Annotated in this window: 1 protein-coding gene; it reads left to right on the plus strand. The window is 60.5% G+C overall.

Features of this window, described 5'->3' with window-relative positions:
* Positions 1-1,259 (plus strand): putative Ig domain-containing protein (locus tag FH871_RS31690; protein ID WP_171063026.1); only part of this gene is annotated, 1,259 nt, incomplete at both ends.

Here is a 1,259-nt window from a genome sequence, read left to right on the forward strand (position 1 = left end):
GAATTCACCCTCAAGTGGGCTCCCAAAACCATCAATTGTGCCGGTAGCGGAATCCCGCCCGCCAACCTGCCGCCAACACCGCCTTCGGTGTCGTCTTTGTCGGCCTTCGTCAACACCCCCTTTACCTCAGCAGCACTGGCCGCCTTCACCGACCCGGAAAGCAACCCCCTGACCTATGAACTCCAGGGACTGCCCCAAAACCTCACCTTCAATGCCTCGACACGGGTGGTGTCCGGGACACCGGCCACCACCGGCACGTTTAGCCTGACCTATGCTGCCACCGATCAGCCGGGCGCTAAAACCAGCGTTGTCTTCTCGCTCATCGTCAGCGAAAACAACAACCCGCCCACCAACGTGCCACCGGCTGCGCCAACCGTTGCGCCCCTCTCGGCAACCATCAATGCCGCCTATTCGACGACCCTGCCCGCCTTCACCGATACCGATCCGCTCAGCTATACCCTTACCGGATTGCCGTCAGGACTCGGTTTCAACGCCGGTACCCGCGTCATTTCCGGAACGCCCACCCAGCAGGGTACTTTCCCGCTCACCTATGCCGCCAACGATGGAAAAGTCACCCAAAGCACAACCATCAGCCTGGCCGTAGCTGCCGGAACCGGAAATCCGCCCCCCGTGGTCACCGGAAGCTTTGAAGGCTATCTCGATGTCGTCAATTGCGCGACGTTCTCGGGCTGGATCTGGGATCGTGATAAACCCAACACGCCCATCACCATCGAGTTTATGGACGGGCCAACCGTGGCCGCTTCAACGGTGATCGACCAGACGATAGCCAATATTTTTCGGCAGGACCTGAAAAATGCCAACAAAGGTAATGGTGCCCACGGCTACAGCTTTGTGGTGCCGGAACGGCTCAAGGACAACCAGACGCACACGATCTGGGCGCGGGTGGTCGGCTCGGAGTTCATTCTTAAATGGGCTCCCAAAACCATCACGTGTGTCGGAACGGGAACGCCACCCGCCAATGCAGCCCCGGTGGCTCCGGCGGTTTCGCCCCTGTCGGCCACGGTGAATGTGGGCTTCACGGCCAGCGCGCTGCCGGTTTTCACCGATGCCGAAAACGATGCGCTGACCTACACGCTGACGGGCTTGCCCGCCAACCTGTCGTTTGATGCCAATACGCGCGTGATTTCCGGAACGCCAACGCAGCAGGGAACATTCTCGCTGACGTATTCGGCCAAAGACAGCCAGCATGCCCCGGTGCCGACCACGCTGACACTGACCGTCAACCCGGGAGGAGGCAC

This window comes from Larkinella sp. C7 (genome assembly GCF_006149005.1).
GTDB lineage: Bacteria > Bacteroidota > Bacteroidia > Cytophagales > Spirosomataceae > Larkinella.